The sequence below is a fragment of the Streptomyces agglomeratus genome (assembly GCF_001746415.1).
Lineage (GTDB): Bacteria > Actinomycetota > Actinomycetes > Streptomycetales > Streptomycetaceae > Streptomyces > Streptomyces agglomeratus.
Genome location: NZ_MEHJ01000001.1, coordinates 7,491,145 through 7,505,293, shown reverse-complemented (window position 1 = coordinate 7,505,293; position 14,149 = coordinate 7,491,145). Strand labels below are relative to the sequence as shown.

Annotated in this window: 7 protein-coding genes and 2 pseudogenes; 4 read left to right on the top strand and 5 right to left on the bottom strand. The window is 72.4% G+C overall.

Translation table 11 applies throughout. The features are described from left to right. Nucleotides 1–162: 162 nt before the first annotated feature. The 4 genes from AS594_RS32850 to AS594_RS32835 all read right to left on the bottom strand — a co-directional run bounded on the left by AS594_RS32850 (nucleotide 163) and on the right by AS594_RS32835 (nucleotide 1,750). Nucleotides 163–408 (bottom strand): hypothetical protein, encoded by a 246-nt coding sequence (locus AS594_RS32850; RefSeq protein WP_069930118.1) that lies wholly within the window; start codon nucleotides 406–408, stop codon nucleotides 163–165. Next, on the bottom strand, nucleotides 392–643 hold the full coding sequence (locus AS594_RS32845) for a DUF6400 family protein (RefSeq protein WP_069775038.1): 252 nt from the start codon (nucleotides 641–643) through the stop codon (nucleotides 392–394). Before AS594_RS32845 ends, AS594_RS32850 begins: the two co-directional genes overlap by 17 nt. A 315-nt stretch (nucleotides 644–958) precedes the next feature. Further along, nucleotides 959–1,288: a GYD domain-containing protein gene (locus AS594_RS32840; RefSeq protein WP_069775039.1), complete on the bottom strand. Its 330-nt coding sequence runs from the start codon at nucleotides 1,286–1,288 to the stop codon at nucleotides 959–961. Between the two features lie 114 nt (nucleotides 1,289–1,402). Next, nucleotides 1,403–1,750 (bottom strand): nuclear transport factor 2 family protein, encoded by a 348-nt coding sequence (locus AS594_RS32835; protein WP_069775040.1) that lies wholly within the window; start codon nucleotides 1,748–1,750, stop codon nucleotides 1,403–1,405. A gap of 266 nt (nucleotides 1,751–2,016) precedes the next feature. Here AS594_RS32835 and AS594_RS32830 point away from each other — a divergent pair, with 266 nt between their 5' ends. Continuing rightward, nucleotides 2,017–5,391, top strand: coding sequence for an AfsR/SARP family transcriptional regulator (locus AS594_RS32830; RefSeq protein ID WP_069935687.1), 3,375 nt, complete (start codon nucleotides 2,017–2,019; stop codon nucleotides 5,389–5,391). Nucleotides 5,392–5,548: 157 nt separating this feature from the next. On the opposite strand, the gene AS594_RS32825 is transcribed toward AS594_RS32830, so the two are convergent. Then, nucleotides 5,549–5,740 (bottom strand): hypothetical protein, encoded by a 192-nt coding sequence (locus tag AS594_RS32825; RefSeq protein WP_069775042.1) that lies wholly within the window; start codon nucleotides 5,738–5,740, stop codon nucleotides 5,549–5,551. Between the two features lie 758 nt (nucleotides 5,741–6,498). Between AS594_RS32825 and AS594_RS32820 the strand changes: the two genes are divergently transcribed. The 3 genes and pseudogenes from AS594_RS32820 to AS594_RS44845 form a co-directional block, all read left to right on the top strand. Next, entirely contained in the window at nucleotides 6,499–7,893 is a 1,395-nt protein-coding gene (locus AS594_RS32820) for a helix-turn-helix domain-containing protein (RefSeq protein WP_069775044.1), read from the top strand. Between the two features lie 55 nt (nucleotides 7,894–7,948). After that, a pseudogene (locus tag AS594_RS46440) lies at nucleotides 7,949–10,537 on the top strand (AMP-binding protein); the annotation flags it as partial. A gap of 334 nt (nucleotides 10,538–10,871) precedes the next feature. Next, nucleotides 10,872–14,146: pseudogene (locus AS594_RS44845) on the top strand (AMP-binding protein); the annotation flags it as partial. Between the last annotated feature and the right edge of the window lie 3 nt (nucleotides 14,147–14,149).

Sequence of the window (14,149 nt, the reverse complement as noted above, 5' to 3'; positions counted from 1 at the left end):
AAGGCGGGCCGGGCCGCATCCGGGCTCGCCGGCCGGAGGGGCGGTCAGGCGACGGGCGGCACGCCACCACTCGGAAGGCCGCACCACTCGGAAGGCCGGGTAGCGTCCGCCCCGGCTTGAGGCGGCCGCTTCATCAGCCGCACAACGCCGGCCGCGACCTGGTCAGTGGTCGGGGGTCACGTCGTCGCGGAGGGCGACGCCGGGCCGGGTGTTCACGGACCACATGTGCGTGCATCGCGGGCACTGGAGGTGGACCACGGGTCCCTTGTTGGATATCAGGTAGCGCCAGTGCTCACGGCAGTTCCGCCGCTCGGCGCACGGTGCGCAGTGGCGGGCGTCGTCGCAGGTGGGGCAGGCTACCCAGGCGCGACGGGCGATGTCCGCCTGCGGGTCAATGGGAAGCCGCACGGCCCGGCCCCTCCCCTGGCAGGACACCGGCCGACACCAGCATGTCGTAGGTGCGCTGCTGCTCGGCGTCCAGGCCGGAGTAGAGGAGTGCCGACGCCTGCTCCTCGCCTTCGAGGACGGCCACGGGGTCCCAGTCGGGCCCGAGCGCGGCCACGACCTCGGCCCGGCGACGGGCTTCTTCGACGGTCAGGTCGATCGCGAAGGATATGTGTTCGCTACTCTTGTCCTGGTTCATATGCATACTTCCGTTGCACTGGCGGAACTCCACATCTGTACCAGTCGGCAACGGTGACGGAAAAGGGTCACCCCTGTCAGATCCCGCCGGGGCCGCACCGCCCGACCGGCGGCCGGCCCTCGGACCGACAGGCGCGCAAGGGCGGTTGGGGTGCCGGGCCGTCGACCGGGGAGCACGGGCGCCGCGCGGGGTGTGACGTACTTCATGGCCTTCATGGCCTTCATGGCCGTACGCATCGATTCATCGGAGCGCTGTCACGCGTTCGGCCCGGCTCGGGATCTCCGATCAGCTCGGGTCGGGTCGGGTCGGGTCGGCTCAGGAGGTGCCGGGGGCTCGGTACTGGACCTGTCCGGCTTTGCGCAGAGCCTCCAGCGTCTCGTCGACGCTGAGCAGGACCGTCGTCTCCAGTGAGCTGAGCGCACCGCCCGCACCGATCGCCAGCGCGACGCCGGCCATGGAGACGTTGTCGGGGGCTTCCCACAGGTTGTAGCCGTCGTGCTCGCCGAACGCGTACCAGAATCCGTGGAGCTTTCCCCCGACCGACTCGATGTACGCCTGGGCGGCCCTCGCCCGGTCTTCCGGGTTCTGGATCATCCTCGCCCAGGTCTCCGGTGTGTAGCTGAACCTCGACAGATAGAGCGGCATGCTTCTCCCTCGCCTACACCAGCCCGCCGTGCCCCTTTTTGGGGATAGATGTCGGATTTTAGTGAGCGAGTGCGACGGAAGCCCGCCGCAACACTTCGCCGAAAGGATGCCGTCCTACGGGGCGGACCGGTCGCGGTGCGCGGAGAGCCTCGGGTGGGCGTCGTACCGGCGACGACTGCGGAGCATGCCTTCGTCGGAGAGGGTGAACACGTCGACGAACTCGACTTGTTGAGGGGTCAGCCGGCCGATCGCGACCACGCAGTCGCCGGAGGCCACGATCCGGTCGATGTGGTGGCGACAGCCCGGCGCCGGGTTCTCCAGGCGCGCGTCCTCGTGGAGCAGCGACGAGAAGCCTTCCAGGTCTCCGGCGTCGAGGTAGTGGTAGGCAAGCCGCACGTGGTCGACTCCGGAGTCGGTGACGAGACTGCTGGGCGGCAGCCGCCTTGCTTGACGACTGTTCATGGCGAGTCCTTTCGTACGTCCGCCTCCGGCCCGGCGGCGGCAGAAACCACCGTGCTCCGGCGTCGCAACCCCGCACTATCTCGGGCCTATCACCACCACGGAATCTCCACACCGTTTACAAGTGTGGAGATGATCGGGAAAACTACAGTCCGCACACGCGTCTTGCAGGTCATTTTTGCTGCGAATTCGGTTGGTTTGGGGCGTGTTCCTTGCTGGGAGAAACAGTGAACGTATCGCCCGGCGGGGGCCCTCATGCCCCTGACACCGTGGTTTTCCGCATCCTCGGTCCGCTCCATGTGCACGGCCCGCACGGGCAGGTGCGCATTCCGCCCGGGCGCCAGGAGGTGATTCTGGCCGCGCTCCTGCTGGAGGCGAACCGGGTCGTGAGCACCGACTACTTGGTGGATCTGATCTGGGAGGACGAGCCGCCGGACACCGCCAGGACCCAGGTGCAGATCTGCGTGTCCCGGCTGCGGAAGCTGTTCGGCAAGGAGACCGTTTCCGCGGCCATCACCACCCGGCCGCCCGGTTACGTCCTCAGGACGGAGGACGGCTCGGTGGACGCGGCGCTGTTCAGCCGGCGGATCGCCGACGCGCGGCTGCTCCGCAAGCAGCCCGGCGGGGCGGCGGAGGCGGTCGAACTGCTGCGGGCGGCGGACGGGCTGTGGCAGGGGGACTGCCTGAGCGGCCTCTCCAGTGAGACCCTGCGCAGCAAGGCGCGCCAGCTGGACGAGGAGCGGCTGACGGCCGCCGAGACCCGGATCGACCTGGAACTGGAGCTGGGCCGGCACCACCAGCTGGTCGGGGAGATCCAGTTGCTGGTGCACGAGCATCCGCTGCGGGAACGGCTGCGCGGCCGCCTGATGCTGGCGCTGTACCGCTCGGGACGGCAGGTCGAGGCGCTGGACGTCTACCGGGTCGGCCGGCATCTGCTGGTGGAGGAGCTGGGTCTGGAGCCCGGCGGGGAGCTGCGGCAGCTGGAGTCGGCGATCCTCGCCGGGAACGTTCCGCCGCCCCGGCTCGGTGAACCGGGCGCGGGCGACCGGCCGCCCCCGGCCGCGACCTCTGGGGCCGGGGTGGCGGCGGGCGCCGCCGGAAGCGAGCCGCGCCACCGGGCTCCGGGGGCGGCCGGTGGGGCGGATGCCGCTGGGCGCGTCCTCGCGGGTTCCGCGTCTTCGGCTCCGGAGGGGCCCGGCGCGGCCTTCGGGTCCGGGTCGGGTGAGTCCCACGGGGCGGCCACCGGTGGGGAGCTCGCGGCCACCGGTGGGGAGTTCGGCGCGGGTTCTGGCGGAGGGCCCGCGGGTGCGGGTGGGGAGTCCGGCACGAGGGCGGGTGCGCAGGCGGGCCGGGGCGGTCCGGTCACGGCACCGGTCAGAGATACCGCGGAGGGTGCCGGGGCCGACGATCCGCGACCGGGCCGGCCGGCCGGCCTACCGGAGCCGGGCGGTCGGGCCGCCGGCGGAGGGCCGGCCGGTGCCCACGCGCCCGCGTTACCCGCCGAAGTACCCCGGCAATTACCCGCCGACACGGCCGACTTCGTCGGTCACGAGACGCGGATATCGGTCATCGAGAAGACCTTGCTGGGCACCGGCGAGCGCCGCGCCGTGGGACTCGTCGTCATCGTCGGCAAACCGGGCACCGGCAAGTCCACCCTGGCCACACACATTGCGCACCGGGCCGGTGAGAGGCACTTCACCGACGGACAGCTCTACTGCGACCTGCGCGGCACCAGCGGGGCTCCGGCGACGGCGGGCGAGGTCCTCGGCCGGTTCCTGCGCGCCCTCGGCATCCCCGGCCCCGTCATCCCGGACTCCCTGGACGAGCGGGCGGAGATGTACCGGACGCTGCTCGGGTCCCGGCGGGTGCTGGTGGTACTGGACGACGCGGCGTCCGAGAGCCAGGTACGCCCGCTGCTGCCGGGAGCCGGAAGCTGCGCGGTGCTCGTCACCAGCCGGGTGCGGATGACCGGGCTGCCCGGAGCGCACCGGGTGGAGCTCGACGTACTCGGCACGGAGGAGGCCATGGAGCTCCTGGTCCGCGTAATCGGCGAGGAGCGGGTGGCGGGCGAGCGGGTCTCGGCACAGGCGCTGATCCGGACCGTCGGCGGGCTGCCCCTCGCCCTGCGGATCATCGCGGCCCGGCTGGCGGCCCGGCCGCACTGGACCCTGGCCTCGATGGTGCACCGTCTCGCCAACGAGCGGCACCGGCTGGACGAGCTCACCCACGGCGAGATGACGATGCGGGCGAGCCTGTCCCTGACCCACGACGGGCTGTGCCCCGGCGACCAGCGGCTGTTGCGGCTGCTCAGCCTGGCCCGGGGTCCGAGTCTGCCCGGCTGGCTGGCCGGGGCACTGCTCGACGACCGGCGCCCCTTTCCGTCGGATCTGCTGGAACCGCTCGTCGACGTACAGATGCTGGACGTGGTCGGCATGGAGTCGACCGGCGGGTTCCGGTACCGCTTCCACGAGATCATCCGGGTGTTCGCACGGGAGCAGCTGGCCGCGCACGACGATCCGGCGACCCAGTCGGCGGCCCTGCGGCGGATGATGGGCGGCTGGATGGCGCTGGCAGAGGTGGCCCACCGGCGGATCTACGGCGGGGACTTCACCGTGCTGCACGGGACGGCCCCGCGCTGGCTGCCGCCGGCGGCGCACGTGGACGAGCTGCTCGCCGACCCCCTGGAGTGGCTGGACAGCGAGCACGCCAACCTGGTGCAGGCGGTGGAGCACGCGGCCGCCGAACAGCTCGACGAGGTGTGCTGGGACCTGACGACCACGCTGGTCACGCTGTTCGAGACGCGTGGCTATCTCGACCACTGGGAGCGTACGCACCAGGTGGCGCTGGGCGCCGCGCGGTCCGCCGGGAACAAGCGGGGCAGTGCCGCCGTACTGGCCTCGCTGGGATCGCTGTACCTGAGCCGCAGTCAGCACGAGGAGGCACGGGCGGCGCTGTCCACGGCGCTGGGGCTGTTCACCGAGATCGAGGACCGGCAGGGGCTCGCTCTGTGCCACCGCGACCTGGCGCTGCTGGAACGTTTCCGCGGCAATGAGCACCAGGCTCTGGAGCTGTACGACCGGGCCCTGCGGGACTTCGACCTGGCCGGTGACGTGGTGGGCCGGGCGATCGTGCTGACCCAGAGTGCGCAGATCTGGATGCTGCGGGGCCAGAGCGCCGCCGCGCAGAGCAGGCTGGACGAGGCCCTGGGCATCTACCGGTCGGTCAGGTACACGGGTGGCCAGGCCCGTACTCTGCGCAGGGCCGGACAGTTGCAGCAGCGGCAGGGCGAGATGACCCGTGCCGTTGCGACGTTCACCGAGGTTCTGGAGTTGTGCCGGGACAGCGGGGACGTGATCGGTGAGGGACATCTGCTGCGCGATCTGGGGCTGGCGCACGCGGGGATGGGCCATGTCGCCGCGGCCCGCGAGTGTCTGGACCGGGCACTGAGCATCCGGGAGCAGATCATGGACCAGGGCGGGGCGTCCATGGTGCGGCTCGACCTGGCGCGACTGCTCACGTCGGACAACGGTCCGGGTGACCGCGACCGTTCGCAGGAGCTGCTGCACAGTGCGGTACAGGCGTTCCGGGACCGGCGGATGGCGCCGGAACTCGCGGAGGCGCAGCAGTTGCTGGCAGGCGGCTGAAGCGGCTCGGCGGAAGGCACGGGGCCGGGGGCGAGGTGCTGCGAGAGGTGCGGGGGACGGATCGCGGAGGCCGGGCCCGGAGCTGTGCGCTGGTAGGCGCGGCCCCGGGTTCTCCCGTGCGCGGCCGGTACGGGTCGGAGCGGCCGGTTCGGCGGCGTCAGTCCCAGGGGTTGTTGTCGCTGGTGGGGCTCGGGGCCGGGGTCGGGGTCGCCTCCTGCGGGGAGGAGGTACCGGTCACCCCGCCCGCCGGAGCGGCGTCGTCGGCCAGGGCCGCCTGAGTACCGAGCAGAGCGGCGCCGGCCAGGGCGACGGTGACGACTGCGGCGCGGAGGGCGTGGGCGATGGCCATGGGATTTCCCTTCGGTCGGGGCGTCCCCACCGGGTTGCGGGGGCGTCTCCTTCTTCGTGGTCACCACGCTAGGAACGGCGGGAATCCCCGAACCGGCCCTGCTCCTATCACGCAGTTATCACGACGCGGGCGGGAATCCGCGGGGCGAAGGACGACGGGACGCGGGGTACCGAATGGACGGCACGGCTCCGCTCTCGCCGGGCCGCCGCAGGCGCTCCCGTACTCCTCGCCCCACGCGGGGCCGGCCTCTTGCCGTGCACGCGACCGGCTCCCAGCGAGCGGCTCCGACCTGGGCGTTCGACGTTTTCGCGGTGCGATCCGGCTGTGGCTGCGCGGTCCCTGGTGCGTCCGGGCCGTACGGCCGGCGTACCTCGGTTCTCGCAGGTCCGCGAAGAGCCGAGGCCGTGATAGCGGACGAAGCGCGGCCCGCCATCACCACGCGGCGGTCGGGGGCAGGGCTCGCGAACCGGACCCGGCCCCGCTGCGTAAGCCGGCGCACAGCCTCACAACAAGCCGACCTGCAACCCCATGGACAACAGCCGTCACATCCGCACCACTGTCAACAGACCAAGGCACCCTGGGCGGACGGGCCGGAGTCGCAGTGATCAAACGGGCGTGAGGCTCGTCCGACAGCCGTGATAGCGGGGCAGCCGCCCGCCGTCCCGCGCGGCGTCGCGGTGGGCGGCCGGGCGATGGTGACGCGATAGCGGGCTGCCGAGGATGGGACGTGTCCCTCCTCACCACCCCCCGGAGCACGCATGAACCTCACCGTCACAGCCGGTCCCGCCCAGGACACGCAGGTCGGCGCCCTGATACGGGCCCACCGGCTGCGCATCGGACTCACCCAGCGGGAACTCGCCGACCTGTCGACCATCAGCGTGCGGGCGATACGCGACCTGGAGCACGGCCGGGCGAGACGGCCCCGCACGGACACCGTGCGGCTGATGGCGGACGCGCTGCGGCTGGGGCCGCGGGCCCGGGCCGCGCTGGAGGACGCAGCGCAGCTGGGCCGGGCCCTGGGCGTAACGGCCGGGCCGCCCGCGCCGCCGGACGCCCCGCAGCCGCTGCTGGGCCGGAACACGGAGACCGGCACCCTGGTACGGGAGCTCTCGCCGGACGGCGAGGAGCGACTGACCCATGTGGTGGGGCTGCCGGGCGTCGGCAAGACCCGGGTCGCGCTGGCGGTGGCGGCGACGCTGCACGGCGGCGGCATGCCCGTCCTGTGGCACGCCTTCCCCGGTGCGGCCCGCGAGTACCTGCCGACGGGGCCGGGGATCTGGACGGAGCTCACCGACCGGCTGGTGGCCGGGCTGTACGGCGATGAACCCGGCCCCGAGAACACGGAGCCGGCGGGTGGACTCCTGGGCGAGGGACCGGTCCTGCTGGTGCTCGACGGCGCTCCGGCCGGAGCGCCCCGCTTCGACCGGCTGACCCGTCTCCTGCACGACGTGCCGGGGCTGCGCCTGCTGGTGACGTCCGACGAGCCGTGGCAGGCGCCCGGTGAACGGCTGTTCCTGCTGTGCCCGCTGCCGGTCCCGGCCGCAGACGGCAATGGCTCGGACCTGTCAGGCCGCCCGGCCGACCCGGGGGCCGAGGGGGAACCCGCGGTCCGGATGTTCCTCGACCAGGTGCGGCGCGTCCGTCCGGAGCCGGCCGCCGCCGGTGCCGACAGGGAGCGAGCGGTGCGGATCTGCCGTCTCCTGGACGGGCACCCGGGAGCGCTGTCCGCCGCCGCGTCCTGGCTGGTCGTGTCCGACCTGGCGGCGCTGTGCGACACCCTGGAGGCCGACCCGACGGCGTTCCTGGACCACCTCGGCGGCCGGGCCGACTGCCTGCGTGAATCGCTGCGGAACCGTATCGGCCGCCTGCCCGCCGGGCCGCGCACCCTGCTGACCGCCCTGTGCGCCGCGCCGGGCGGAGGCGAGAGCGCGGGCGCGGGCGCGCTCGAAGACAGCTTCCAGCTGCCCGCGCTGACGGCACTGACCGGCCGCAGCCTGCCGGAGTGCGGGCGCCTGCTACGCGAGCTGCTCCTGTCGGGACTGGTGCGCGCCGCTCACGAGGAGGGCGCCTCCCACTTCCGGGTGCCCGCGCTCGTACGGGCGCTGGTGCCCGGTGCGGCAGTGTGCGCGCCGCAGGCAACTGCCGCCGTCTGAACTGCTCCTGGAGCGCCGGAACAACTGCCGCCCGCAACCGGGCCGCACGGATTGGATGGGCGTACGCCGAAGGGCCGGGCACCTCCGGCCGGCCCCGACCCGGCCGCCCGACGCCCGCCCCGCACTCCCGGCGATCAGCACCACCGCGATGCCCGATCCGAAGCCCGCGTACCGCACGCCGAACCTCGCCCCCGCCCGCCGCGCCGGCCCGCGCGCCCGATTCCGTCCTGCACCGATCCCGTCTCCGAGGAGCCCCCGCATGTCCCCCAAGGCGTCTGTACGGCTGCCGCTGTCGGCGGCCCAGCGCGACATCTGGCTGGCCCACGCGCTGGACCCCTCCGGCCGCCGCTACAACGTCGGCGAGTACCGGGAGCTGCGCGGTCCGGTCGATCCGCAGCTGGTGCGGGCCGCGTTCCGGCAACTCGCCGTCGAGACCGACGCCATGCGGATCCGGGGCATCGGCTCCGACGAGGACGGCCCCTGGCAGGAGCTGCACGCCGAGCCCGGCGACCAGGAGCTGACCGAAGTGGACCTGAGCGGCGCCGAGGACCCGGCCGCCGCGGCGCGGGACTGGATGGCGGCCGAGCTCGCCCGGCCCTTCGACCTGGCTTCGGACTGGCTGACGCGGCACGCGCTGGTGAAGGCCGGTGAGGAGCTGTGGTTCTACTTCCACGGCTTCCACCACCTGGTGATCGACGGGGCGGGGCTGGCTTTGCTCGACGCCCGCCTGGTCGAGCTGTACGCACACGCCGAGGCCGGGGAGCCGTGGAGCCCGAGTCCTTTCGGGTCGCTCACGGAACTGCTCGCACAGGACGCGGCCTACCGGGCCTCGGGCGACGCGGTCGCGGACCGGGCGTACTGGACGGAGCGGCTGGCGGACCTGCCGCCCTCCCCCCAGATCGGCAACGGCCGCTCCGCGCCCGTTCCGTCGGAGTCCCTGCCGTTCGTCCGGCGCACGGTGACGCTGCCCACGGAGTACGCGCAGCTGCTGCGGGAAACCGCCCGAGCGCACCGGGCGCCGTGGACGATGATGGTGATCGCGCTGGTCGCGGCGTACGTGCGGCGAGCCTCCGGGAGCGACGCCGACGAGTTGACCCTGGCGCTGCCGGTGACCGCGCGGACCACGGAACTGGCCCGTCGTACCCCGGGCATGATGTCCAACATCATTCCGCTGCGACTTCCGGTCCCGGCGGACACCACGCTGGCCGTACTGCTGAAGTCAGTGGTGCAGGAGGCCCGGCAGGGGCTGCGCCGGCAGCGGACCCGGTTCGAGGAGATGTGCCGCGGCACGGAGCCGGGCCCTGACCGGCCGACGGAGCTAGGCCCTGACCGGCCGGGTGCGGCGGCACGGCCGCCCACCTCCCTCCAGGTGAACATCATGGCCTTCGCGCCCGGTATGCGGTTCTTCGGTGTGCCGACCACCCAGCACAACCTGGGGAACGGGCCGGTGGACCACCTGGCGGTCGCGGTCTACGACCTGGGACCGGAGGACGGACTGCGGATCGACTTCGACGCCGCGCCGCAATCCTGCGACACGGCCTCGGTGGCCGCGCACCAGGACCGTTTCATCCGCTTCGTCGGCAGCGTCCTGGGCGCCCCGGAACTACCTCTGCGAAGTGTGGAGTTGCTGGACGAGCTGGAGTCGCGACGGATTTTGGGCGAGTGGGCGGGCTCTGCGGTGCCGGTGGACGACCGGTCGCTGACCGGGCGTTTCGAGGAGCGGGCACGGCTGCGTCCGGAGTCCACCGCCGTCATCTTCGGCCAGGAGCGGCTCTCGTACGGAGAGCTGGACGCCCGCGCCAACCGGCTGGCCCATCACCTGCGGGACACGACCGGACTGGGGCGCGGCGATCTCGCGGGCGTCCTCCTGGACCGGTCGACGGAACTCGCCGTCACCATTCTCGCAGTCCTCAAGTGCGGCGCCGGGTACGCCCTGCTCGACCCGGAGTTCCCCGACGAGCGACTCACCAGCACCGCCGCCGACGCCGGCATCGCGGCCCTCGTCACCTCGGCCGGGCACGCACACCGAGTGCCGGGCTCCTGGCCGGCCGTACGGATCGACGCGGAGGGGACGGCGATCGCCGCGCGGCCGGGGACCCGGCTGGGCGTGGTACTGACGGCGGACGATCCGGCGTGTGTGATGTTCACGTCGGGCTCGACCGGACGCCCCAAGGGCATCCTCTCCTCCCACCGCAACCTCGCCTCCACCCTCACCGCGCAGACCCACTGCGCCTTCGGACCCGGCGAAGTCTTCCTCCAGTGCTCCCCCGTCTCCTGGGACGCCTTCAGCCTCGAATTCTGGGGCGCACTCCTCCACGGCGGCACCACCGTCCTGCAACCCGGCCAACGACCCGAACCCGCACTCATCGCCGACCTCGCCCAACAACACCACGTCACAATGCTCCAACTCTCCTCCAGCCTCTTCAACTACCTCACCGACGAACACCCCGACACCTTCACCACCACCCACACCGTCCACACCGGCGGCGAACCCGCCTCCCCCACCCACATCCGGACCCTCCAGGAGACCTGGCCGCATATCACCGTGGTGAACGGCTACGGACCCGCCGAGTCCATGGGCTTCACCACCACCCACACCGTCCCGCGCGGCACGGGCGAAGTACCGCCGACCGTGTCGATCGGCAGTCCGCTGGCCAACAAGTACGCGTACGTACTCGACGACCACCTGCGCCCCGTACCCCCGGCACCACAGGCGAGCTCTACCTCGCCGGACACGGAATCGCCCACGGCTACCTCACCCAACCCACCACCACCGCCACCCGCTTCATCCCCCACCCCTACGGACCCCCCGGCACCCGCCTCTACCGCACCGGCGACCAAGCCCACTACGACACCCACGGAAACCTCCACTACACCGGCCGCACCGACACCCAGATCAAAATCCGCGGCTTCCGCATCGAACCCACCGAAATCGAAACCCTCCTCACCACCCACCCCACCTCGCACAAGCCACCGTGATGTACGGGAACGGGCGGCTGACCGCGTACGTGACGGCTGTCCCCGACGGGCGCGCACCGGAGCCCGCCGTGGTCCGGGCCTGGCTGCGGGAGCGGCTGCCGGACCACATGGTGCCCGCGTTCGTCGTCCTGCTCGACCGGCTGCCGCTCACCCCCAACGGAAAGATCGACAAGCGCGCCCTGCCGGAGCCCACCGCGTCGGCCGCGACGGACCGGGGGCGGGCGCCCCGCACCGCGCTGGAGGAGATCGTCTGCGCCCTGTTCGCCGAGGTCCTGGGCGTCGACGGGCCGCCGTCCCCGGACGCCGACTTCTTCGAGCTGGGCGGGCATTCGCTGCTCGCCGCCCGGCTCGCGAACCGTCTCGCCTCGGCGCTGGACACTCGGCTGAGCCTGCGTGAGGTGTTCCGGTACTCGACCCCGGCCCGGCTGGCCGCGCATCTCGCGGAGCTCACCGGGCGGCGGGCCGCGCTGGCGTCGCCGACGGCCCCGGACCGGCGCCCGGAACGGCTGCCGCTGTCCTTCGCCCAGCAGCGGTTGTGGCTGGTGAACGGGCTCGAAGCCGGCGGGACCGCCTACAACGTACCGATGGCTGTCCGCCTCGACGGCCCGTTGGACGTGGCCGCGCTGCGGGACGCGTTCAACGACCTGGCGGAGCGTCACGAGCCGCTGCGGACCCGCATCGCCGTCGCGGACGGCGAGCCCCATCAGGTGGTGGCACCGGCGGACGAGGTGTTCTTCACGGTCCGGGACGTGACTCCCGAGGCGGTGGAGGACGAGCTGAAGCGGGCAGCCCGGCACGTCTTCGACCTCGCGGCCGAGCCGCCGCTGCGGGTGACTCTGCTGCGCACAGGCCCGGAGTCGGCTGTGCTGCTGGTGCTGCTCCACCACATCGCCACGGACGGGCAGTCGCTACGCCCCCTGTTCGCGGACCTCTCCGAGGCATACGCGGCGCGGCGGGCGGGCCGCCGTCCCGGCTGGTCACCGCTGCCCCTGACGTACGCCGACCACGCGCTGTGGCAGCGGTCCGCACTGTCCGGGCCGGTGCTGGACGAGCAGCTGGAGTACTGGCGGCAGGCGTTGGCGGGGCTTCCGGAGGAGCTGGGGCTGGTGCACGACCGGCCTCGGCCGCCGGTGGCAGGGCTTCGGGGCGGGGCCGTGGAGGTGGACTATGGTCCGGAACTCGGCGCGCTTGTGCGGGAGTTGGCTCGGGCCGAACGCTGCACGCCGTTCATGGTGGTGCAGGCCGCCCTGGCGGCCACGCTGACCCGGCTCGGCGCGGGCACCGACATTCCGTTGGGCTCGCCCGTGGCGGGACGGTCGGAAGAGAGCCTGGCCGGGCTGGTGGGGTTCTTCGTCAACACGCTGGTCCTGCGCACGGACACCTCGGGCGATCCGGAGTTCCGCGAGCTGCTGCGCCGAGTACGGGCCACGGACCTCGACGCGTTCGCCCACCAGGACGCGCCCTTCGACATCGTACTGGAAGCCGTCAACCCAGCGCGCTCACTGGCCAGGCATCCGCTGTTCCAGGTGTGCCTGGCGGTGGAGAGCGGCCCGCCGCCCGGCCCGGAGTTCGCCGGGGTGCGGGCGGGCGCGGCCAGGCCGGTGGTGACCGGGGCCGTCAAGTTCGACCTGGAGTTCCTGCTGCACACCGGGGCGGCCGACGGCGGGCCCGGTGCGGACGGGCTGACCGGCACCGTGCTCTACAGCGCGGACGTCTTCGAGCGGGAGACCGTGGAGCGGATGGCCGCGATGTTCCGCCGGACCCTGGAGCAGGCCGTGTCGGCCCCGCACCTGCGGCTGTCCGAGCTGCGACCGATGGCCGACCAGGACCTTGAGCGGATTCTGGGCGAGTGGGCGGGCACTGCGGTGCCGGTGGACGACCGGTCGCTGACCGGGCGTTTCGAGGAGCAGGCGCGGCTGCGTCCGCAGTCCACCGCCGTCGTCTTCGGCCAGGAGCGGCTCTCGTACGGGGAGCTGGACGCCCGCGCCAACCGGCTCGCGCACCACCTGCGGGACACGACCGGACTGGGGCGCGGCGACCTCGCGGGCGTCCTCTTGGACCGGTCGACGGAACTCGCCGTCACCATCCTCGCGGTCCTCAAGTGCGGCGCCGGATACGCCCTGCTCGACCCGGAGTTCCCCGACGAGCGACTCACGAACACCGCCGCCGACGCCGGCATCACCGCCCTCATCACCTCGGCCGGTCAGACCGGTCGGCTGAACGGGCCGTGGGCGGTGGTTGCCCTGGACGGGACTGACATGTCCGCGCTGCCGGACACGGATCTCGGCGTACGTACAGGGCCCGACGACGTGGCATGCGTGATGTTCACGTCGGGCTCGACCGGACGTCCCAAGGGCATCCTCTCCTCCCACCGCAACCTCGCCTCCACCCTCACCGCGCAGACCCACTGCGCCTTCGGACCCGGCGAAGTCTTCCTCCAGTGCTCCCCCGTCTCCTGGGACGCCTTCAGCCTCGAATTCTGGGCGCACTCCTCCACGGCGGCACCACCGTCCTGCAACCCGGCCAACGACCCGAACCCGCACTCATCGCCGACCTCGCCCAACAACACCACGTCACAATGCTCCAACTCTCCTCCAGCCTCTTCAACTACCTCACCGACGAACACCCCGACACCTTCACCACCACCCACACCGTCCACACCGGCGGCGAACCCGCCTCACCGACGCACACCCGGCGGCTGCACGAGCGCCGTCCGGACCTGACCATCGTCAACGGCTACGGGCCGGCCGAGTCGATGGGCTTCACGACGACGTACACCCTGGACCCGGCGGCACCCGCGCTCCCCTCGGTGCCGATCGGCGGTCCGCTGGCCAACAAGTACGCCTACGTACTGGACGACCACCTGCGCCCCGTACCCCCCGGCACCACAGGCGAGCTCTACCTCGCCGGACACGGAATCGCCCACGGCTACCTCACCCAACCCACCACCACCGCCACCCGCTTCATCCCCCACCCCTACGGACCCCCCGGCACCCGCCTCTACCGCACCGGCGACCAAGCCCACTACGACACCCACGGAAACCTCCACTACACCGGCCGCACCGACACCCAGATCAAAATCCGCGGCTTCCGCATCGAACCCACCGAAATCGAAACCCTCCTCACCACCCACCCCCACCTCGCACAAGCCACCGTGGCCACGCACCCGGACCACCACGGCATCGCGCAGCTGACCGCGTACGCGGTCCCCGCCGAGACCGGGCGGCCCTCCCCATCGGAGATCCGGCTGTGGCTGCGGACCCTGCTTCCCGACCAC

Bases quoted from the DNA above. Each gene is read 5' to 3' on its own strand.
- AS594_RS32820 (WP_069775044.1), top strand. From the start codon at position 6,499: ATGAACCTCACCGTCACAGCCGGTCCCGCCCAGGACACGCAGGTCGGC.
- AS594_RS32835 (WP_069775040.1), bottom strand. From the start codon at position 1,750: ATGAACAGTCGTCAAGCAAGGCGGCTGCCGCCCAGCAGTCTCGTCACC.
- AS594_RS32845 (WP_069775038.1), bottom strand. From the start codon at position 643: ATGAACCAGGACAAGAGTAGCGAACACATATCCTTCGCGATCGACCTG.
- AS594_RS32825 (WP_069775042.1), bottom strand. From the start codon at position 5,740: ATGGCCATCGCCCACGCCCTCCGCGCCGCAGTCGTCACCGTCGCCCTG.
- AS594_RS32840 (WP_069775039.1), bottom strand. From the start codon at position 1,288: ATGCCGCTCTATCTGTCGAGGTTCAGCTACACACCGGAGACCTGGGCG.